This window comes from Paraburkholderia sp. RL17-373-BIF-A (genome assembly GCF_046030175.1).
Classification (GTDB): domain Bacteria; phylum Pseudomonadota; class Gammaproteobacteria; order Burkholderiales; family Burkholderiaceae; genus Paraburkholderia.
Genome location: NZ_JARESO010000341.1, coordinates 1 through 751 on the forward strand (window position 1 = coordinate 1; position 751 = coordinate 751).

Sequence of the window (751 nt, forward strand, 5' to 3'; positions counted from 1 at the left end):
TGCTGGGCGTCGCTTTTTCAATTGCTCGACCCAATGTCCCGGCTCCTTGACGTTTGCCAGTACGCAGCGCGCACCGTGAGTTAGGAGCGTGCGTAGATAGGTGTCCCCCCTCTTGCTGATTCCAAACAGGCTTACCCTGCCGCCCGAGCCATGTTGTCGCGGAACGAGACCTATAAATGCTGCAAATTCCCGTCCCGATCTGAATGCCTTGGGATCGGCCATTGTGGCCACTGCTGCCGTCGCCGTAAGCAGGCCCACGCCGGGGATTTCAGCTATCGCTGAACAGTCTTTATCCTGCTTAAGCCAGATGCGAAGCCGTTGCTCGATTCTGGCGATTTGCTCGTCCATCCTTGCTACTTCGTTCCACCTGTCGCGCAACGTATCGATCAGCATGGCTGGCAGACGCTCCGCGAGCCTGTGCAAGACGCCTGGCATTTCTCTTTCCAGAACCGCACGGCTTCTGCCCATAACCTCCCCGTATTCGGTCATGAGGCCGCGCAGTGCATTTATCTGCATCGTCCGCATCTTCACCAGTTGTTCTCGCATCCAATGCATGGCAAGCACCGCCTGCTGAGCCTCGGTTTTCACTGCAACAGCTTTGCCCGGCTGCTGGACAGCCAACCAGATTGCTCGTGCATCCGCCGCGTCGCTCTTGTTGCCGATGTTAAATGCCTTCACAAATCTCGACGAGAGTAGCCTGACCTGATGCCCCAGCTTTGTCAGCTCTCGTGCCCAATGTTGTGCGCCGCCA

Annotated in this window: 1 protein-coding gene; it reads right to left on the bottom strand. The window is 57.4% G+C overall.

Features of this window, described 5'->3' with window-relative positions; all coding sequences use genetic code 11:
• Positions 1-751: IS110 family RNA-guided transposase (locus tag P0D80_RS50750; RefSeq protein WP_408296443.1), on the bottom strand; the 751-nt coding region annotated here is incomplete at both ends.